At 54.1% G+C, this 19,090-nt stretch carries 24 protein-coding genes; 10 read left to right on the forward strand and 14 right to left on the reverse strand.

The annotated features are described in order from the left end of the window. Window positions 1-492 precede the first annotated feature (492 nt). The 3 genes from N438_RS08220 to phoP form a co-directional block, all read right to left on the reverse strand. On the reverse strand, window positions 493-1,614 hold the full coding sequence (locus N438_RS08220) for a cupin domain-containing protein (protein ID WP_012542214.1): 1,122 nt from the start codon (window positions 1,612-1,614) through the stop codon (window positions 493-495). 85 nt (window positions 1,615-1,699) lie between these two features. After that, complete coding sequence (gene phoQ / locus N438_RS08225; RefSeq protein WP_022065903.1) at window positions 1,700-3,166, reverse strand: two-component system sensor histidine kinase PhoQ; 1,467 nt, start codon at window positions 3,164-3,166, stop codon at window positions 1,700-1,702. Then, on the reverse strand, window positions 3,166-3,837 hold the full coding sequence (phoP, locus tag N438_RS08230) for a two-component system response regulator PhoP (protein WP_004150807.1): 672 nt from the start codon (window positions 3,835-3,837) through the stop codon (window positions 3,166-3,168). The genes phoQ and phoP overlap by 1 nt, the downstream gene beginning before the upstream one ends. Before the next feature lie 283 nt (window positions 3,838-4,120). Here phoP and N438_RS08235 point away from each other — a divergent pair, with 283 nt between their 5' ends. After that, window positions 4,121-4,927, forward strand: a complete 807-nt coding sequence (locus N438_RS08235) for an AraC family transcriptional regulator (protein ID WP_008806026.1) — start codon at window positions 4,121-4,123, stop codon at window positions 4,925-4,927. 83 nt (window positions 4,928-5,010) lie between these two features. Continuing rightward, window positions 5,011-5,373, forward strand: coding sequence for a cupin domain-containing protein (locus tag N438_RS08240; RefSeq protein ID WP_012542212.1), 363 nt, complete (start codon window positions 5,011-5,013; stop codon window positions 5,371-5,373). Between the two features lie 54 nt (window positions 5,374-5,427). Here the strand turns inward: N438_RS08240 and purB are convergent, their stop codons facing one another. Genes purB through rluE form a run of 5 tightly spaced genes read right to left on the reverse strand, consistent with a single transcriptional unit; the run spans window position 5,428 to window position 9,786 of the window. Next, window positions 5,428-6,798 carry an adenylosuccinate lyase gene (purB, locus tag N438_RS08245; protein ID WP_012968556.1) on the reverse strand — a complete coding sequence of 457 codons (1,371 nt, stop codon included), beginning with the start codon at window positions 6,796-6,798 and terminating at the stop codon, window positions 5,428-5,430. 3 nt (window positions 6,799-6,801) lie between these two features. Further along, the gene (gene hflD / locus N438_RS08250) at window positions 6,802-7,443 is read right to left on the reverse strand and encodes a high frequency lysogenization protein HflD (protein ID WP_004140557.1); all 642 of its coding nucleotides are present in this window, start codon (window positions 7,441-7,443) and stop codon (window positions 6,802-6,804) included. Between the two features lie 54 nt (window positions 7,444-7,497). Then, window positions 7,498-8,604 carry a tRNA 2-thiouridine(34) synthase MnmA gene (mnmA, locus tag N438_RS08255; RefSeq protein WP_012542211.1) on the reverse strand — a complete coding sequence of 369 codons (1,107 nt, stop codon included), beginning with the start codon at window positions 8,602-8,604 and terminating at the stop codon, window positions 7,498-7,500. A gap of 56 nt (window positions 8,605-8,660) precedes the next feature. Next, window positions 8,661-9,119, reverse strand: coding sequence for an NUDIX hydrolase (locus tag N438_RS08260; protein WP_008806030.1), 459 nt, complete (start codon window positions 9,117-9,119; stop codon window positions 8,661-8,663). Window positions 9,120-9,135: 16 nt separating this feature from the next. Then, window positions 9,136-9,786: a 23S rRNA pseudouridine(2457) synthase RluE gene (gene rluE / locus N438_RS08265; protein WP_023339894.1), complete on the reverse strand. Its 651-nt coding sequence runs from the start codon at window positions 9,784-9,786 to the stop codon at window positions 9,136-9,138. A gap of 240 nt (window positions 9,787-10,026) precedes the next feature. On the opposite strand from rluE, the gene icd reads away from it, so the two are divergent. Next, on the forward strand, window positions 10,027-11,277 hold the full coding sequence (icd, locus tag N438_RS08270; RefSeq protein ID WP_008806032.1) for an NADP-dependent isocitrate dehydrogenase: 1,251 nt from the start codon (window positions 10,027-10,029) through the stop codon (window positions 11,275-11,277). 117 nt (window positions 11,278-11,394) lie between these two features. Here the strand turns inward: icd and N438_RS08275 are convergent, their stop codons facing one another. From N438_RS08275 to N438_RS08295, 5 genes are all read right to left on the reverse strand, one after another. After that, complete coding sequence (locus N438_RS08275) at window positions 11,395-12,522, reverse strand: site-specific integrase (protein ID WP_043875519.1); 1,128 nt, start codon at window positions 12,520-12,522, stop codon at window positions 11,395-11,397. Then, complete coding sequence (locus N438_RS08280; RefSeq protein ID WP_012542206.1) at window positions 12,503-12,748, reverse strand: excisionase; 246 nt, start codon at window positions 12,746-12,748, stop codon at window positions 12,503-12,505. Before N438_RS08280 ends, N438_RS08275 begins: the two co-directional genes overlap by 20 nt. A gap of 52 nt (window positions 12,749-12,800) precedes the next feature. Beyond that, on the reverse strand, window positions 12,801-13,148 hold the full coding sequence (locus N438_RS29070; RefSeq protein WP_308148991.1) for a 3'-5' exonuclease: 348 nt from the start codon (window positions 13,146-13,148) through the stop codon (window positions 12,801-12,803). 157 nt (window positions 13,149-13,305) lie between these two features. Continuing rightward, window positions 13,306-13,644, reverse strand: a complete 339-nt coding sequence (locus N438_RS08290) for a hypothetical protein (RefSeq protein ID WP_072123312.1) — start codon at window positions 13,642-13,644, stop codon at window positions 13,306-13,308. Between the two features lie 158 nt (window positions 13,645-13,802). After that, entirely contained in the window at window positions 13,803-13,997 is a 195-nt protein-coding gene (locus N438_RS08295; protein WP_072123311.1) for a DUF1482 family protein, read from the reverse strand. A gap of 420 nt (window positions 13,998-14,417) precedes the next feature. Between N438_RS08295 and N438_RS08300 the strand changes: the two genes are divergently transcribed. Further along, window positions 14,418-14,894, forward strand: coding sequence for a hypothetical protein (locus N438_RS08300; protein ID WP_243414565.1), 477 nt, complete (start codon window positions 14,418-14,420; stop codon window positions 14,892-14,894). A gap of 243 nt (window positions 14,895-15,137) precedes the next feature. Next, a complete protein-coding gene (locus N438_RS08305) occupies window positions 15,138-15,488 on the forward strand; it encodes a hypothetical protein (RefSeq protein WP_243414567.1) in 351 nt (116 codons plus the stop codon). 347 nt (window positions 15,489-15,835) lie between these two features. Here the strand turns inward: N438_RS08305 and N438_RS08310 are convergent, their stop codons facing one another. Beyond that, window positions 15,836-16,225, reverse strand: coding sequence for a helix-turn-helix domain-containing protein (locus tag N438_RS08310; protein ID WP_012542200.1), 390 nt, complete (start codon window positions 16,223-16,225; stop codon window positions 15,836-15,838). 101 nt (window positions 16,226-16,326) lie between these two features. Here N438_RS08310 and N438_RS08315 point away from each other — a divergent pair, with 101 nt between their 5' ends. From N438_RS08315 to N438_RS08335, 5 genes are read left to right on the forward strand one after another with little or no spacing between them, the layout of a single operon-like run. Further along, window positions 16,327-16,542, forward strand: a complete 216-nt coding sequence (locus tag N438_RS08315) for a Cro/CI family transcriptional regulator (RefSeq protein ID WP_012542199.1) — start codon at window positions 16,327-16,329, stop codon at window positions 16,540-16,542. Window positions 16,543-16,544: 2 nt separating this feature from the next. Continuing rightward, on the forward strand, window positions 16,545-17,099 hold the full coding sequence (locus N438_RS08320; RefSeq protein ID WP_014907826.1) for a toxin YdaT family protein: 555 nt from the start codon (window positions 16,545-16,547) through the stop codon (window positions 17,097-17,099). Between the two features lie 51 nt (window positions 17,100-17,150). Next, complete coding sequence (locus N438_RS28745; RefSeq protein WP_116696214.1) at window positions 17,151-18,134, forward strand: DnaT-like ssDNA-binding domain-containing protein; 984 nt, start codon at window positions 17,151-17,153, stop codon at window positions 18,132-18,134. Further along, the gene (locus N438_RS08330; protein ID WP_243414569.1) at window positions 18,046-18,591 is read left to right on the forward strand and encodes a replication protein P; all 546 of its coding nucleotides are present in this window, start codon (window positions 18,046-18,048) and stop codon (window positions 18,589-18,591) included. Before N438_RS28745 ends, N438_RS08330 begins: the two co-directional genes overlap by 89 nt. Before the next feature lie 13 nt (window positions 18,592-18,604). After that, window positions 18,605-19,045, forward strand: a complete 441-nt coding sequence (locus tag N438_RS08335; RefSeq protein ID WP_116696215.1) for a PerC family transcriptional regulator — start codon at window positions 18,605-18,607, stop codon at window positions 19,043-19,045. Window positions 19,046-19,090 lie beyond the last annotated feature (45 nt).

Genomic DNA, 19,090 nt, shown 5'->3' on the forward strand with positions numbered 1-19,090 from the left:
CTCATTCTGCTTGTCGCACAAGATGCCGGATGGCGGCTAACGCCTTATCCGGCCTACGACTCGTGCGATCTGATGCTAATTTACCCACTTGCGCGACTGAAACTGCCGGTGTTGGCGGCCTCAAAATCGCTGAGACGTTCCCGGAAGGCAGGGGCAGCCCGCATGGATGCGGGCTGAGGGCCGTGTTTTGCACGGACGCTGCCTCGGCCCGACCCGAAGCCTGCAGGGATAAGTCGAAGGCACCACGAAGTGGCGATGTTGCTGGCCGGAGCCCGGGGGTACAGGGGGCGGCGGCGACTGGCCGCCCCCTGTGCGCTCCCTGCGCCAGAAGAGACATAACACGGAAGACATATTGGGAGCGCAATCTGCTCGGAAATAACACAGAACAAACGTTTTTCCCGGGTCGAAACCGTTGCAAACCGATACAGGAGCTACGGAAATCGTGCTGTTTGTAGGCCCGGCAAGCGCAGCGCCGCCGGGCAGGATGATGGCTCAGTCGCCAAAGAACCAGTAGCCGCTGTTGACCAGCGCTGCCAGCATGGCGAGGAATGACGGATCTTCCAGCGCATCGCCAAAATGGTCGGCGCGCAGCGTCAGGTGGGTAGCCAGGGCGTCCAGCGCCGGGCGGTGCGGGGAGTTGATCTTCTCGCCATTGACGAACACCTCGCCGTCAATGCGCAGCACCCGCAGGCCGCCCAGGCGTTCCAGCGTGTCGCCCTGCTGCAGGGCATCGTAAATCTCATCTGGCTGATACGGCGGCTCCGGCGGTGCGACGTCGAGCTCATGACGCGACTGGGTGATAAACTCGCCAAACCACTGTTTAAAGTGCTCTGGTTGATTAATCAGCCCCAGCATCATCTCGCGCAGGCGGTCGAGTTCGACGGGTAAAATATCCGCCGGATGGTCGCGGGACGGCACGTCCGGATCGGCGTAGCGCTGGCTGCCCAGTTCGCGCTGGAGAACGTAGTCGGCAAAGCCGCTGAACAGCTCGCGGGCATTCGGCGCACGATAGCCGACCGAATAGTTGAGCGAATTTTCCAGCGAGTACCCCTCATGCGGGAATCCTGGCGGAATATAGAGAATATCGCCCGGCTCCATCTCTTCATCGATGATCGCCTCGAAGGGGTCAACCTGCAGCAGGTCCGGATGCGGGCAGTGCTGTTTCATCGGCACCTTTTCCCCGACGCGCCAGCGCCGACGGCCGGTGCCCTGAATGATAAACACATCATACTGATCCAGATGCGGACCGACGCCGCCCCCGGGTACCGAGAAGGAGATCATCAGATCGTCGATACGCCAGTCCGGCAGAGCGCGGAACGGATGCATCAGCGCCGCTGAGGGTTCATGCCAGTGGTTAACCGCCTGCACCAGCAGGGACCAGTTGTTTTCACTCAGGTGATCGTAGCTTTCGAAGGGACCGTGACTGACCTGCCATTTTCCATCCTGATGGCTGACAAGGCGGCTATCGACCTCGCTCTCCATGGCCAGTCCAGCCAGTTCGTCCGGGCTTAGGGGGTCGATAAAATTGGCGAAGCCGCGCTTCAGTACCACCGGCCGTTTTTGCCAGTAGCGTTCGATAAAGTCGGGCCAGTTAAGCGTTAATTGATAATCCATATTGATATTCCACTGCAGGTGTCTGACAGGGATTATAACGGATGCGGCGCCCCGGCGATGCAGGCGCCGTTAAAAAACTCAATGATTAACCCTGTTTATCTTCCATCAGCTGGCGGCCAAACACCACCTCCATGCAGGCGCCGCCGAGCAGGCTTTCGCTGGCGATAATCTCCCCGTCATATTGCTCGACGATTTCGCGGGCGACGGAGAGCCCCACGCCCTGGCCGGGACGCAGCGTATCTGCCCGCTGGCCGCGGTCGAAGACGGCGCGGCGCTGGCTCTGCGGGATCCCCGGGCCATCGTCTTCCACCAGAATATGCAGATGGCTGTCGGTGGTTTGGCGCACGGAAACCTCCACAAACTCCAGACAGTACTTACAGGCATTATCGAGAACGTTACCCATCACTTCCATAAAATCGTTCTGCTCGCCGACAAAAGTGATCTCCGGCGAGATGTCGAGCGAGATATTGACCCCTTTGCGCTGATAGACCTTGTTGAGAGCGGAGGTCAGGCTATCAAGCAGCGGGGCGATCGGATGCAGCTCCCGGCTCAACAGGGTGCCGCCGCTGCGCATGCTGGCGCGATGCAGATAGTAACCAATCTGCTGCGAGATGCGGCTTATCTGCTCCAGCATCACCGGCTCCGCCTCGTCGACGCTGATCTTCTCGCCGCGTAGCGAGCGCAGGGTGCTCTGCATCACCGCCAGCGGCGTTTTCAGGCTGTGGGTGAGATCGGTGAGGGTGGTGCGGTATTTGTCATAGCGTTCACGCTCGCTGCGAACCAGCCGGTTAAGGTTGCTGACCAGCCGGGTCAGCTCACGGGTGGTGTTGGGATTGAGCTTTTCGCGGTGGTGCTCCTCCAGCTCACGCACCTCTTTCGCCAGCGACTCGATAGGCCGCAGGCTCCACCATGCGGCGACCCACAGCAGGGGGATCACCAGCAGCAGGTTGGCGGCCAGCACGTAGATAAACCAGCTCCACACCATATAGCTGCGCTTGAGCTCCACCGGAATGGTATCGACCACCACAATGCTGAGCTGGGGCATTTTGCTGGTGGCCGGATAGAGGTTGATCGCCACCGAGTGGGTCATCTCCGAATCGTCGCCCTGCTCGCGGATGGCGTCCAGCTGTTCCTGAATCTCGTGGTTGTTGCGCAGCAGCATGCTGCTGCTGTCGACATCGGCTTCGATCTCATGGAAACCATTGCGCTTCAGCCATTCCGGTTGAATGCGTTTCGCCAGCCAGGGGACATCGCGCTGTGCCCACAGCAGTTTACCCTTCTCATCGTAGATAAGGGTCACCGTCGGGCTTTCCATATTCAGGTTTTCCGGGATATCGACGTCAATAGCGCCGTTCTCCCATTTCGCCAGCATATAAAAGAGATTGCTCTCGCCGCGCAGCAGGCGGAAGGTGGTTTTATCAAAGCTGACGCTGTAGCCCACCAGCGCCACCATGCCATAGGCCAGGGAGAGCACCAGTACGACCCCGGCGGTCGCCAGCAGGAAGCGAACCCGTAATGACAGGGGGAAGATATGCCGCAACAGTCCCTTCATCAGCGCAGTTCGAACAGATAGCCCTGGCCGCGCACCGTGGTGATGACGTCCTGCGGGTATTCAGCCTGAATTTTCTTGCGCAGCCGGCCCATCAGTACGTCGATGGTATGGCTCTCACGCAGTTCGGCATCCGGGTAAAGCTGGAGCATCAGGGAATCTTTGCTGACCACTTTGCCGCGGTTGCGGATCAGGGTTTCCATAATGGTGTACTCAAAGGCCGTCAGCTTGATCGGCTGATCGTTGACTGACAGCTCGCGCCGGGAGAGGTCGACCTGGAACGGCGGCAGGGAGATCACCTGTGAGGCCAGGCCGCTGTTGCGGCGCAGCAGCGCCTGCATGCGGGCGGCAACCTCTTCAATATGGAAAGGCTTGGTGACGTAATCATCCGCCCCGGCGCTCAGCACTTCCACTTTATCCTGCCACCCTTCGCGGGCGGTCAGCACCAGCACCGGCAGCGACACATCGTGGCTGCGCCAGCGGCGGATCAGCGATAGTCCGTCTTCATCCGGCAGGCCGAGGTCGACGATGGCGATATCCGGGAGATGTTCGCCCAGATAGTAGTCCGCTTCCCTGGCATCTTCCGCCGCATCGACCTGATGGCCCAGCTCCTGCAGCTGAACTTTGAGGTGGTGACGCAGCAGGGCGTTATCCTCAACCACGAGTACGCGCATGACTGTTCTCCCTTCCTGTGTTGATAGTAATCTGACGCTCATTATATACGCAAAATATAAACAGCTGTTAAATAAAGCTTTTTATACCAACGGCGCATAACACCGCCAGGCAGGCCAGCCTTCGGCGATGCCCTTTGCGCATAGTGCATGGAACTCCTTCATTCTATGCGTAATTTCAGCAAACGCCCAGCGGCAGAGCGCGGGCAGTGCGCGGGTTGGTGATGTTAATTTTTTGTGTAATAGTGCTGGGATCACCTCTCAATGACGCCGCAGGTTATCCATTATGTCTCAGCAGAAAAGTGCGGACTGGGTCAGGCTGGCGCAGTCGCCCAGTCAGACGGAACGCATCGAAGCCTTCTTCGGCGGCCACGGCTATGAGCCCCACCGGCATGATACCTATGCTATCGGCCAGACGATCGCCGGCGTGCAGAGCTTTCACTATCGCGGCGGACTCCAGCACAGCCTGCCCGGCGGAACGATGGTGCTTCACCCGGACGAAATACATGACGGCGAGGCGGGCACCGAGGCGGGGTTTCACTACCGCATGGTCTATATCGAACCGGCGCTGATCCAGAAGATACTCGGCGGCAGGCCATTGCCGTTTATCCCCGGCGGCCTGTCGGCGGATCCGCGCCTGCGTTGCGCCGCGCAGCCGTTGTTAAAAGCGGTCACGGACACCTTCGAGCCGCTGGAGGAAGAGGATGCTCTGTACGACCTGGCGCAGACCCTGGCTGTGGTCGGCGGGCAGCGTTCCCGTCGCCAGGCATTTGACTATCAGGCGGCGGAGAGGGCCCGGGAGTATATCCATGCCTGTTTTATGCAGGATATGACCCTCGACACCTTATCGCAGGTCAGCGGCCGGGACCGCTGGAGCCTGAGCCGGGATTTCAGAACGCTGTACGGCACCAGCCCGTGGCGTTACGTCATGATGCGCCGGCTTGATTTTTGCCGCCAGCGGATGCGCGCCGGGGAACGTCTGGTGGATATTGCCGCCGACGCGGGGTTTGCCGATCAGAGCCACATGACGCGCCAGTTTATTAGCCGCTTTGGTCTCTCTCCGGGCCGCTGGCTGCGGGCGATCCGCGGCTAGCGCGGTTCAGGTTGCACAATCGTTCAAGCGTGACCGCGGCGAGGCGAACTATGCTGACTGCCTTTATCACAAGGAGACAGCCCATGTATCAACTCGTTAATCTTGCTCAGAAATTTTCCCTGTTCAGCGAACAATGGCAGCCCAAAGTGGTGGCTGAGATGAACGACTATCAGTTCAAGATCGTGCGCATCGCCGGCGATTTTATCTGGCACAGCCACCCGGAAACCGATGAGACACTGATGGTGGTGGAGGGGGTATTACGCGTGGACTTCCGCGACGGACATGTGCTGGTGAAGGCCGGGGAGATGATCGTCGTGCCGCGCGGGGTGGAACATAAGACCTCGGCGGAGACGGAAGCGAAGCTCATGCTGATTGAGCCGCGTGGCGTGCTGAATACCGGCCATGAGGGCGGCGAGCGGACGGCGGTGAACGACGTCTGGATCTGATTGCTTTCCGACGACAAAACGCCCCTCTTTCCGCCGGAAAGAGGGGCAGGGCGATTACTTCAGCTCGTCAACCATGGTGGTTGCCCGACCAATATAGTTGGCCGGGGTCATCGCTTTGAGGCGCACTTTTTCGTCTTCCGGCAGGGCGAGGCTGTCAATAAACTGCTTCATCCCTTCCGCGTCAACGCGTTTGCCGCGGGTCAGCTCTTTCAGCTTCTCGTACGGTTTTTCGATACCGTAACGGCGCATCACGGTCTGGATCGGCTCAGCCAGTACTTCCCAGTTGTGATCCAGTTCGTCCAGCAGGCGATCCTGGTTCAGCTCCAGCTTGCTGATCCCTTTGAGGGTGGACTGATAGGCGATCAGCGCATAGCCGATTCCCACGCCGAGGTTACGCAGGACGGTGGAGTCGGTCAGGTCGCGCTGCCAGCGGGAAACCGGCAGTTTGCTGGCCAGGTGCTGCATGACCGCATTGGCCAGGCCGAGGTTGCCTTCGGAGTTTTCGAAGTCAATCGGGTTCACCTTGTGCGGCATGGTGGAGGAGCCGATTTCCCCGGCGATGGTCTTCTGTTTGAAGTGGTTGAGCGCGATGTAGCCCCACACATCGCGATCGAAATCGATCAGAATGGTGTTGAAGCGCGCGATGCAGTCAAACAGCTCAGCGATATAGTCATGCGGCTCGATCTGGGTGGTGTACGGGTTCCACTGAATGCCCAGCGAGGTGACGAACTCTTCGCTGAACTGATGCCAGTCGACTTCCGGGTAGGCCGCGATGTGGGCGTTGTAGTTACCCACCGCGCCGTTGATTTTACCGAGGATTTCCACCTGGTTCAGCTGACGGTACTGGCGCTCCATACGGTAGGCGACGTTCGCCATCTCTTTACCCATGGTGGACGGCGTTGCCGGCTGACCGTGGGTACGGGAGAGCAGCGGCACATCGCGGTACTGGGTTGCCAGATCTTTTACCGCGTCAATCAGCTTGCGCCAGTAAGGCAGAACCACTTCGTCGCGGGCGGTTTTCAGCATCAGCGCGTGGGAGAGGTTATTGATGTCTTCAGACGTACAGGCGAAGTGAATAAACTCTGATACCGCGTGCAGCTCGGCGACGTCAGCGACTTTCTCTTTCAGAAAATACTCTACCGCTTTCACGTCGTGGTTAGTGGTGCGCTCGATGGTTTTGATGCGCTCCGCGTCTTCGACGCTGAAATCGGCGACGATTTTGTCAAGGAAACCGTTTGCGTCGGCAGCAAAAGCAGGAACTTCCTTGATCGCTGCGTGGGCGGCCAGTTTTTGCAGCCAACGTACTTCCACCTGAACGCGGAATTTCAGCAAACCGAATTCGCTGAAGATACCGCGCAGCGCGCTGACTTTATCGCCGTAGCGGCCGTCTACAGGGGAAACGGCGGTCAGTGAGGATAATTCCATAGATCACAACTCCGGGGTTAAATGAGCAAGAATTTGCTTTGCCTGGTTAACCAGACGATTACGGGAAAACATAAGCTGCAGACGTCCGCCGCCCACCTGATGCCAGAGCACCGCGGCGCGAATACCCGCCAGCAGCGCTGAACGAACTTTCGCCTGCACCTGCGGGCTTTGCAGCACGGCAGGCGAACCGGTCACCTGAATACGCGGCCCCAGCGGGCTTATCACGTCAACATAGATGCCTGCCATGGCGCTGAGCAGCGTTTCGGACTGCAGGTCAAAGTGTTCCAGTTGACGGTGCAGGCCGGCGATGCGGTTGCCGAGCGTATCCATCGCCCCTTTACTGGCGGCGAGCTTGCGCTCCAGCACCATCAGGCTCAGGGTATAGCGCGTCAGTTCTGCATTGAGGCCCTGACGGCTACTGGTATTGAGCACCCCGAGCAGCGTTTCAAGGCCGAGGCGAAGATTGGCTTCACTGCCACCGAACACCGCCAGCGTCGACTCGGGATCGAGGTCGATGATGCTGTTCAGCGACACATGCAGGGCATCGCTGTCGCAATGTCCCTGATGCGCCAGTTGCTGAACCAGTCGTGCCGCCTGGCAAACGCCAGCCAGCGCCAGCGTGATGTCATAGTAATTCTTCGCCACACATACTCCTTGTCAGCCGTCGGGGCGGTTCGTCCCGACGGAAATAACGCGCGTTCAGGACTGCAGAGGCAGTCGTTGTTCAATAATTCCGCCGCCGAGGCACACTTCACCCAGATAGAACACCGCGGACTGGCCCGGGGTGACCGCCGCGACCGGCTCATCGAAGCGAACTTCGATACGGTCTTCATCCAGCGCGGTGACGGTGCAGGGGATATCGGTCTGGCGATAGCGGGTTTTCACCGTGCAGCGCAGGGTGCCCTGCAGCGGTTCACGGTCAACCCAGTGCAGCTGTTGGGCAATCAGGCCGACGGACATCAGGCGCGGGTGGTCATGGCCCTGGGCGACGATAAGAATATTATTCTCAACGTCTTTATCGACCACGTACCACGGATCTTCGCTACCCTCTTTGGTGCCGCCGATGCCCAGCCCTTTACGCTGGCCCAGCGTATGGTACATCAGCCCCTGATGGGTACCGATCTCCTCGCCGTCGACGGTGAGAATTTTGCCCGGCTGCGCCGGCAGATAGCGGCCAAGGAAATCGCGGAATTTACGTTCGCCGATAAAGCAGATGCCGGTGGAATCTTTTTTCTTCGCGGTGATCAGATCCAGCTCTTCGGCGATCTTACGTACCTGCGGTTTTTCCAGCTCACCCACCGGGAACAGGCTCTGGGCAATCTGCTCGTGGCTAAGGGTATAGAGGAAGTAGCTCTGATCTTTGTTACCGTCGAGGCCGCGCAGCAGCTGGCTTTTGCCGTCGACATCGGCGCGGCGCACATAGTGCCCGGTGGCGATGTAGTCGGCGCCGAGGTCTTCGGCGGCAAACTCGAGGAAGGCTTTAAACTTGATCTCTTTATTGCACAGAATATCCGGGTTCGGCGTGCGGCCGGCTTTGTACTCTTCCAGGAAGAGCTCAAAGACGTTGTCCCAATATTCGGCGGCAAAGTTAACGGTGTGCAGTTCAATGCCCAGCTTATCGCAGACCGCTTGCGCATCGGCAAGGTCGGCGGCGGCGGTGCAGTATTCCTCGCCGTCGTCTTCCTCCCAGTTCTTCATGAACAGGCCTTCCACCTTATACCCTTGCTGCAGCAGCAGGTACGCGGAGACCGAGGAGTCGACGCCGCCGGACATGCCGACGATCACTTTTTTCTGGCTTTCTGACATGGAAATACTCGCTACATTGAACTTCGAGGCGGCGTATTCTAGCACGCGCTCACCGTTCATTCACCCCCTGTGAACGGCCAGTTAAATGCGCCAATCAGCGACAGCGGCTGGCGCGGGTCCTGCAGGTAGCAGCGAATGCTTTCGGCAACCAGCGGCGAGCGCAGATTCGGCGCGTTAAGAATTTCCTCAGCACTGAGCCACAGGCAGCGATCGATATCGCTGTCATGCGGTTCGGTGGCGCACAGATCGCTAAGTTCGATGGCGAACAGGAAGCGCAGAAACGGCGTGTTATCGGGAGCGACCCACTGGTGCATGCGGATGAAGTGCTGCGGCGTGGCGCGAATGCCGGTCTCTTCCCACAGTTCGCGTTCGGCGGCCTGCAGCAGCGTTTCGTTGGCCTCCAGGTGGCCCGCCGGCTGGTTCCACAGCGCTTTGCCGTTAATGGTCTCTTCGACGATGAGGAATTTATCCTCGGCGTGAACCACGCAGGCAACGGTGACATGAGGTTTAAACATCGCTTTTCCTTTCTAGTTATTCGGCTTTACGCCATTCGCCGTTGGCCAGCCCGTCAAGCGTATAGCCGCCCATGGCGTAGCGGATCAGACGCAGGGTGGGGAAGCCGACGTGGGCGGTCATCCGGCGCACCTGGCGGTTACGTCCCTCGTAAAGGGTGATTTTCAGCCAGCGGGTGGGGATCGATTTGCGCTCGCGAATAGGCGGGTTGCGCGGCCACAGCCACGCGGGCTCCTCCACCACTTCCACGCCTGCAGGCAGGGTGGGGCCATCGTTGAGCGTGACGCCGTCGCGTAGCGCGGCCAGCGCCTCGGCGGTGGGTTCGCCTTCCACCTGGACGTAGTAAATCTTGCCGGTGCGTTTACCCGGCTGGGTTAGCTTCGCCTGCAGCGCGCCATCGTTGGTCAGCACAAGCAGCCCTTCGCTGTCGCGGTCAAGACGACCGGCGGCGTAGACGCCCGCCACGGGGATAAAATCTTTCAGCGTGCTGCGCCCGGCTTCGTCGGTAAATTGCGGCAACACATCATAGGGTTTATTGAACAAGATCACAGTTTTTGGCTGGCGTTCTTTACGTTGTCTGGTGACTTGTTGTGTGCTGAATCGCTCAACGCGATGTTTTCTAAATGAAGTTTTCTGCATGGTATTTTCAGGCTCTATCAATTGCCGCATTATAGCCTAATTACGAATGCCTTTCATGGACGCAAACATTCAGGTAGTATTGACATGCTCATTACAAATTATTAACAAAAAATTGCTCAAACCGATTCGCACTACAGGCAGGAAGGCGACACGGACGCGATAGCTCCGCTTAGCGGGAAAACCCGGTACGCTGGAGCTGGCCGACTCAGCCAACACCAGGCTCGCGTGAAGAGGGAAGAGCAGAACCAGAAGCGCTCGAAGGAGAGGTTAATGGAAAGCAAAGTAGTAGTTCCGGCGGAAGGTCAAAAAATCACCCTGCAAAACGGCAAACTGAACGTCCCTCACAATCCGATTATCCCGTTCATTGAAGGCGACGGTATCGGCGTTGACGTTACCCCAGCGATGCTGAAAGTGGTTGATGCCGCCGTTGAGAAAGCCTATAAGGGCGAGCGTAAAATTTCCTGGATGGAAGTTTACACCGGTGAAAAATCGACCCAAGTCTATGGCCAGGATGTCTGGCTGCCAGCTGAAACCCTCGATCTGATTCGTGACTACCGCGTTGCTATCAAAGGTCCTCTGACCACCCCAGTCGGCGGCGGCATCCGTTCTCTGAACGTGGCGCTGCGCCAGGAGCTGGACCTCTACGTCTGCCTGCGTCCGGTACGTTACTACCAGGGCACCCCGAGCCCGGTTAAGCACCCTGAACTGACCGATATGGTTATCTTCCGTGAAAACTCAGAAGATATCTATGCCGGTATCGAGTGGAAAGCCGACTCTGCTGAAGCAGACAAAGTCATCAAATTCCTGCGCGATGAGATGGGCGTGAAGAAAATTCGCTTCCCGGAACATTGCGGTATCGGCATCAAGCCGTGCTCTGAAGAAGGCACCAAACGCCTGGTTCGCGCCGCGATTGAATACGCGATCACCAACGATCGTGATTCCCTCACCCTGGTGCACAAAGGCAACATCATGAAGTTCACCGAAGGCGCGTTCAAAGACTGGGGCTACCAGCTGGCTCGCGAAGAGTTCGGCGGCGAGCTGATCGACGGCGGCCCGTGGGTGAAAATCAAGAACCCGAACACCGGTAAAGAGATCGTGGTGAAAGACGTGATCGCCGATGCGTTCCTGCAGCAGATCCTGCTGCGTCCGGCGGAATACGACGTTATCGCCTGTATGAACCTGAACGGCGACTACATCTCTGACGCGCTGGCGGCACAGGTTGGCGGTATCGGTATCGCCCCGGGCGCCAACATCGGTGACGAGTGCGCGCTGTTCGAAGCGACTCACGGTACTGCGCCGAAGTATGCCGGCCAGGACAAAGTGAACCCGGGCTCCATCATCCTGTCCGCAGAAATGATGCTGCGCCACATGCAGTGGTTCGAAGCTGCAGACCTGATCGTCAAAGGCATGGAAGGCGCTATCGCTGCCAAGACCGTGACCTATGACTTCGAACGTCTGATGGAAGGCGCTAAACTGCTGAAATGTAGCGAGTTTGGTGACGCGATTATCGCGAACATGTAATCTGGCCCCCAGATTATGTCAGAACGGGAACCTGTTGGTTCCCGTTTTTATTATTAGTTTTCGAACGGTTATCAAAATTTTATCAAAACAAGTTATCAAAACCCCTCCCGAAAAACCTCATAAGGCCACAGTTGTCCACCCCTTCCCTCGATCATCATGGTACCTATCCGTTTGTTGTTGAGTTTTATGTCCAAGTAAATCTTTCGTGTTTATACCCTGGGCTTTATATAACCGCTCGGAAAGCGATCTTTGTTCATGGAAAGTTGCCGGTGTACCTTGTCCCCAGTCAATATCTGCACTGTCTCTTGCCTTGCTGAAATTCATGGTCAGTGTTCTGGGTTTCACCTGTGCTCCTCGCTCAGCCTGTGAGGTGGTTCTAAAGAAATGAACCAAATAAGGGCTTACTGCATAATCCCGGCAACGACTGATTACATCTCGGAGGCTCCAGTTGATTGCGTTGCAACGCAGAGCTAATGGTATAGCGATTTTGCTTCCGGTTTTCTCTTGCTCAACGTGTAGATGATCGTCCCAGATGTCTGAGAATTTCATACGGGATATATCACCTAGTCGCTGTCCTGTTACTATGGCTAAAAGCATGGCGTTCCCCATGTATTTGTGATTTTCATCGGCTATATCAAAAATCTTTTGCCATTCCTCAAGAGTGAGGCGCTGGCGAGTGATCTTTCTACGAGGTTGTTTAGTTGCTAGTGCAGGGTTATAACCAGGAGGTACTTCTCCCGCATGCTGAGCTTCTTTAAAAACATCTATTAGGACAGAGCGAATGACCTGAGCCATTCTGGGTTGTCCCTCCGCTAAATATTCATCAAGAATTTGCGCAACATCTCGAACATTGACAGCGGATATTAATTTCATTCCTACCCGCTCCTTAAGCAGAGATACTGGTTTTGCTTTTTGTTTGATAGTGTTTTCTTTAATATCTCCGGACTTTAATCTTTCCTGCTGAATCTTCCAGTAACGTTCAAGCCAAGTGTTAGTTGATATTGATTTTCCTGAGCTGGCGGAAATTCTGTCAGTGATTGCCATTATCTGGCGGGTTTGTTGTTCCGCCAGTCTTTTATTTGCTTCAATAGCTATTGCCGTGGCCTCTGCTTCATCTGTTCCTAGACTATGAAACTTACCAGTTATCGGGTGCTTATAACGCCAGTATACTTTATTCACCTTTCTACTGAAGAGCGGGTATAAATTTGGAATAGATATATTATTTTTACGTGGTCTGGCAGCCATCGTTCAAAATCCTCTGCAAAAGAACAGGGTCGCTTTTCTTTACTACAGGAGTGGTCAATGTACCGACCAACTCAGCATCCTCCCTGACGCGCCAGAATCGACCTTCTTTTTTGGCTGGGGGAGAAAACATATTCTGTTTAGCATAATTCCTGAGAGTGGAAACGCTTGGAGGATTGCTTCTGTATTTCTCGTTTGCCCACTCTTCAAGGGTTAACATCTGGAGCATATGTTTTACCTCATTATGGCCCATTGCTGGGCCAGTATCTGAAAATAAAAAATCAGTCTTGCATCAATTTTTGCAGCACCTGATTGCCGGTAATTATTCGCTGCCAGATCGCTGATACATAGCGGGCCTGATGAATAGCATCAGCGAGGGCATTGTGACGAGACCCTTCAAACGGGATCGTTGTTTTGGGGTCGAAGCTAATGACCTGGCCGAGCTCTAACATTGTTCGTACGTCCCGATCGTTCCAGTATTCCCACGGATAATCTTCAGCAATGCAATCGTAAGAAGAACGCAGAATAGAGTTATCGAATTTTGCGCTCGGCGCGAGAATCGGATTTAGCAGAGAACCAGCAGAAGAGACTTTTCGCTTCGTTTGCTTTTGCCTTAGCTTTAATGAGATACGGGTAGTTGTTCATTGCGTTTGGGCTCCTTTGGATTGTAAGATACCCGGCAGCTGATGGCAGCCGCCCTGGTGGTGGTCATTGGTCAAAACTCGATTCCGGAAAGCTTTGGTCGGCTGACCGGGTACTAAACCCGCCTTGCGCGGGTTTTGTGCTTTATGAGGCTTCTGCAGGCTCTTTGCCGTAACCAGGGTATTCCTCTAGCACTTTTATCAAGGTTGCTTGCGCTTCCTGATGCTGCTGCGTAAGAGCCAGTTTTATTGCTGTTCCAAAGGATTCGGCAATCAGCTCAAACTTCCTTGCAAGCCTGGCCGTTTCATCGACTTGTTCGCCCATGGCTTCCATTTCGAAGTTATGTTCAGTCCATACTTCGTCTAAAACATCCTCTTCAACTTCATCACGCAGTGCCTCTTTCACCTCGAGGACCGGCAGGATACCAATGAGTTGCTCAGCTGGTGTGTTACTGAATTTCAATGCCAGATCATTAGCTGACATAAAGCCTCCGGAAAAAGGCCCGCCTTGGGCGGGCAAAGATAATTTTTCCAATTTAACCAGAACAGGCCTCGCCTCCTGTTTGGTTACGATGGCGGTATTACCATCACAATGCCCTGTGCACCGGGCATTAGGCTGGTAAGCCATTGGTCAAAATTCGATTAAAAACCCACAGCAGGCTGTTGGTCGTCAGCCGTTTTTTGTGCCTTTCGGTAGGGGAGGCACTGGCCCTGTACTTTTTGTTCATCGGCGTTGCTGTTGCAACTGGCCTCTGATGGATAAACACCGATCAGAACATCAGAGCATTCACCAGTGAGAGCACACACGCTGATGACAAGGGCAAACAGGGTATTCATACCTCAGCCTCAGGGTTTCCTTTCTGCGCCAGCAAGTAACACAGCTGGCGTAGCCTCACCTCGAACCAGTTCAGGCGGGTCGCCTGGTTCCCGGTAGGTACTCGGGCAAAATCCTTCATAGTTATCTCCAGTTTACTCAGTATTAGGATGTGGTTTTGCAATGCGGCGCCGGGTGCCTCCCGGTGACGGCAGCCAGTTAACAACTACCGCCGACAACTTTTTCCCCACAACATGTGAATAACCGCCATGTTTATTTTTTAACTGTGCCGCGTGCGCATAGCCGCATTCACCGCATTGCAAAACCTACTAGTCGTCATGCCTGTCTTTTCACCACTTCAGGCTCGGTGGATCCTGGCTATTCCCCAACAACAAGGATTCGTTTAATCTGGATATCCCCAACAACAAAAAAGAGTATTTACAGTGATAGCTGAATTATCTGCGGCTATGACCGCTATCAAAGAGACTGCGGGTCTTGTTAAAGTTATTAATGACGCAAAGACTGATGCAGAAGTTAAAGCTGCAACCATCGATCTCCAGAACAAACTAATTACTCTTCAGGCTGAATGCTTCTCTCTTGGCGATGCTATTCGCCTTCGTGATGAAGAGGTAATGCATCTCAAAGCAAAAATTGCAGAGTTCGAAGATTTTAAAAGACAGACTGAAGGTTATCTTCTGAATAAATTGGATTCTGGTTCTCTGGTGTATTCCAAGGACCAGATTGTGGGTGATACGGAAATAACCGTGCATCTTTGTCCACATTGTTTTGCTGCAAATAAAGTATCTATACTGCAACCTCAACGTCAACAGGTGAGTATGTATGCGAGTTTCAATCAAAGTAGATGCCCCTCCTGTAAGAATGTGTTTGATACAGATTTTGCACCTCCAGCCAGCTACTGATGTTAAAGATATCCAGATTGTTAAAGAGCTAAGCGTCCATCGGGGCGCTTTTTTTGCCTGGCACTCTGGCAAGCGAAACTTTGACCCTTTTCGCCGGGTAGCAGAACGTTTTATGGTTCCCAACCACTGTGTGGTGATTGGTGTTGCCTGGATACCAAAACCAGCGCTTAATCTGGCTTTGGTAACGCCTCTCGGGAGAGGCTCACCTACTGTCTTTTCACCACTTCAGGCTCGGTGGTATTCTTGGCGCTCTCACACAGCCAAATAAAAGAGAGCAAAATCTCTCGTAGCCCTATACCTGTCTTCTGGTACGAAAATCCCGCTCACTATGAAGAATTCCAAAAAATCCTTTCAGATGCTTACGTCCTTCCCTTTGACTACCACGACTGGCGTATCCGCACCGATAGCATGGTGGAGCGCTACGAAAACAGCGGTATCCAGGCTGTGAAGGTGGTAGCCAGCACTTACGATTTCATCACCTGGTGCCAGGCCCATGGACGTGATATCAGTACCAAAAGCTGCAATGATTACGCGGTCTCCGAATCGGGCCTCCAAATCCTGCGCGACAGAAAGTTTGATTGGGGAGACGAGTAAAAAGTAAATTTTCCCTATCTTGGATATATCTATTCTCATAGTGATGTCCTACCTCATGCCTGTAACGCCGGCCGGCGGAACGTTTAAACCTGCTGCGAATTCTTCTGGTCGTCATCTCATCCGGTGTTTCGTATGCCGCCGGCAGCTACTACGTGGGCTTCCTGCCTCGATGACTTGCTGCGATGGAATGATTAAAGCATTGGTTTATGTTTGATGTCAACATTAGATTTATGAAGATGCAAACTTTTGCTTTAATCGAGACAGGGGAGCTGTTGGAGTGATTGAGGCTGCGCGGCAGGCAAAAAAAAACCGGCATTTGCCGGTTTCATGGGGGGAGATCAGAGATGTTAGTTAGTGTCGCTAGCCTTAAATCGACCACGGAGATATTTCTCAACATAATCATCGATTTCTTTTAGGCGGACTTCAAAGGTATCGATCATTCTCTCTTGTTCAGCCTCAGGTAACTGCCTAAACAGACGTAACATTTTGCTCTCATTTGGCTTGAGGCCTGAATCTTCAGATACTTTCTCTCCAAGCAACCAAGTTACAGAGACATTGGCAGCTTCCGCGAGGGCAATTGCGGACTTTTTACTGATTACTCCTTTCTTAAACCACCCATTCACCGCTTGAGGTGTAACTCCAGCAATGCGAGCCATATCCGCCTTGCTGATCCCTCTTTGAGTAATTTCTTCCAAACGAGCAATCAGTTGGTTGTTGAGTTCTTCAGTGTTTTTCATAAGCCCATTGTAAAGGTTTAGTTTATAGTCACAATAAATTAAAAATTTGCATTGAATATAAACCTATGCTTTATTACGCCTAACTTAACGAGGAGATAGATATGACAGCCCTTGATAACGCAATTCGAGTAGCTGGCTCAGCCAATAAATTAGCATCAACGCTTGGAGTAAGCGGCATGGCAGTAAGTCAGTGGAAAACAAAAGGTATTGTGCCTTCATCGCGAGTTTTACAGGTTTTTAATGCAACGGGCGTTACGCCTCATGAATTACGTCCTGATCTATATCCGAATCCGACAGATGGAATACCTAAGGAGTGACCATGCAAACCACCTCTTTTGAAAATCATACTCCGGTGATGAGTATGCAACTGAAAACGGAAAATCAGTATTTGCCCCGTCGGCGTGACGGCAAGAAATGCCGAGCCATTTTGGCCGCCGTTCAGGAATGGGAGTCCTCATTACCTGGGCGTGCGCAAGACCACGTCGCGCAGCTGGTGGCCGAACAGTGGGAGAAACAAAACGGGCGCGGTATCAGCGTCAATAAACAAAATCTGTATCGCTACCTGAAAAACGAGGGCGGTTCAGAGAAGTACACCAGTTATGTCATCCAGCTTTCGGCGGCGATCGCTGATGCAATGCCGATAGAGATCGCGCGCAAACATGGCCTAAAACATGGCTTAACTGAAACTGAGCTGGTGGCCAATGCAATCAAAGAATGCAGCGAAGCGCACCAGGCCAAGTTACTTGGCGCACCTCTGCAGAAACTAGAGCGTGAAATACGGGAAGCTGCAATTGCACTTTTTAACATGCTCCCTGCAGATGCGGCGGGACCACTACTGGCGAGCATCAGCGCCGTAGCGCCGCAGTTTTTCTAATCGAGTTTTGACAATGACCACCAGCACCAGCTGGTTAATAAGAGGTTTCAGATGGCCCGCATCAGAACAGTTAAACCTGAATTCTGGACAGATGAGAAGGTGGTGGAATGTTCAATTCCAGCGCGTCTCCTGTTTATCGGGTTGTTCAACTTCGCCAACGATATGGGATGCCTTGAGCGTTCGCCAAAACGGTTGAAGATGCAAATCTTCCCTGCGGACGCGCTCGATTGCGAACCACTAATACAGGAACTGATTACTCATGGATTACTCACTGAGTATTCAGTGAATGATGTCTGCTATTTGCAGATTAAAGGTTTCCTTAAGCATCAAAAAATAAACAGGCCTTCGGCCTCAAAAATACCTCTTCCGCCAGAATTCACTGAGTCTAAGGCAGGAAAGGAAGAAAAGAGAGCTCCTAATCAAGGAGTGCTCAGTGAGGACTCAGTGAATCCTCATGGAGGACTCACTGACGGAAAAGGAAGGGAAGGGAAGGGAAAAGGATCAAACCCCACTCTCTATGCGCAGGAGAGAAATTTTACCCAGCAACCTCAGTATCTGCCTGGAGTGGATATTCCGATCGGGAAATTCACCATGCACGACCTTTGGCTGCCGTCACAGGACTGGCCGCGGCTGGCTGCTACCTGGGGTATAGCGCTTCCCGAACCGGCATACCTGCCGACAGAGCTGGCAGAGTTCATCGCGTACTGGAAATCCGAGGGGAAAGTGTTCACTCAGATTCAATGGGAGCAGAAATTTGCCCGCAGCGTGATAAGTGCCAGAGCCAAATCCAAACCACAACCAGCAACCGGAGGTAACGGCAATGCAAGAATTCAATCAGTTAACACCGCATCCCGGGCAGTCCAGCAAATTCAGGAAGCCAGAGAGCTCTGGGAGAAGCAACGCGGACTTGCTGGCGGCGGATACGGCATGGCGGCTATGGACGGTCATGGGGGAGATATTCTCGAACCGGTGGACCCAGAAGAACGGGGCGGCACCCTCGGATATGTGGATTGCCCAGATTGGAACGATGAGTGATGCCCAGATTACCCTGGTCTGCCGCCAGTGCATGGAGCGCTGCGCCACGGGTAACACATGGCCACCGGATCTGGCTGAATTCGTTGCGCTGGTTTCGGCGAGTGGAGCCAACCCATTCAACCTGACATCCGAAGCTGTGATGGCTGAATACAAGCGCTGGAGGAATGAGTCTTACCGATACTCGGGCAGCGACAAATACCCATGGAAACAGGATGTTCTCTATCACATTTGCATTGAGATGCGCAGAACCGGAGTTGAGAGGAACCTGACGGAGGGAGAGCTGAAAAAACTGGCAGAAAACTTACTCACGAAATGGACCAAACACCTGGCTAACGGGTTTTCGATTCCGCCAATTCGTCAGCAGTTGGCAGCACCGAGACATCCAGCAGGACCGACGCCAGCGCAGATTCTGATGGAAGAGTACAAACGCCGCAAGGCGGCAGGTTTAACCAAGTAAACGAGTTTTGACCATGACCAAACAATCAAAAACCAAAGTAACCAAAGCGCAGATGGTGCTTGCCATCGTTAGCCGGACGCCAGAATGCGTCCTGCAGGATGTCTGCGATGCGCTGGACTTGCAAGCCAGTACGGCAGGTAACTTGCTGCGGCAGCTCCATGCCGCGGGAAAACTCCATCGTACCCATAACGGTTGCCAGTATGTCTACCGAGTTGTTGCAGGCGTTGAGGTTCCCGATGTTGCCCTGCCGCAGGCTGTAACACAATTATCTGAAGAGGATGTGAAAAAAATCAAGGACGCACTGGCCCTAGCGAAGACGCTGGAAGACAAAAAGCTGTGGCGCCGGGCTGCGACTGTTTACACATCGATGCTTGGGATGACTACAACAGCAAACGAACTCTGGTTGATTGCCAAAATGCGTAACCGCTGCCTGCGCAATGCGACGAGGTGCTGATTATGCCTAAAATGGAATCAACAGCATCTGGTACGGGATGTCAAA

It is taken from the genome of Klebsiella sp. GL120222-02 (assembly GCF_003097195.1).
Lineage (GTDB): Bacteria > Pseudomonadota > Gammaproteobacteria > Enterobacterales > Enterobacteriaceae > Klebsiella > Klebsiella variicola.